Origin of the sequence: Brevibacillus sp. SIMBA_040 (assembly GCF_046535075.1) — a bacterium.
In the GTDB taxonomy this organism is placed as follows: domain Bacteria; phylum Bacillota; class Bacilli; order Brevibacillales; family Brevibacillaceae; genus Brevibacillus.
Genome location: NZ_JAWRXI010000201.1, coordinates 1 through 268 on the forward strand (window position 1 = coordinate 1; position 268 = coordinate 268).

Sequence of the window (268 nt, forward strand, 5' to 3'; positions counted from 1 at the left end):
GTGCTATTCTATTTTGCAAAAAGAAGTTTTATGTATATTTGATGTCATTAAGCTTAATCAAATTGTTTTTACCACAGAAAATTTAGAAATCTCATTATTCAATCAGAAACTAAGAGCATATGATAAAGCTACGATCCTGTACATTTTAGAATATCAAAAGAAAAATAAATATACTAATATAGCGCTAGCACATAAATTCAAATTAAGCAGAAATTCAATTGCGAGATGGGAAAAAATGTTTGACAAGTAGTAACAGAATATAAACCTT

At 26.5% G+C, this 268-nt stretch carries 1 protein-coding gene; it reads left to right on the forward strand.

Features of this window, described 5'->3' with window-relative positions; translation table 11 throughout:
* The coding region (locus tag SB752_RS32550) for a hypothetical protein (protein ID WP_410719519.1) at positions 1–250 on the forward strand (250 nt) is incomplete at its 5' end.
* Positions 251–268 lie beyond the last annotated feature (18 nt).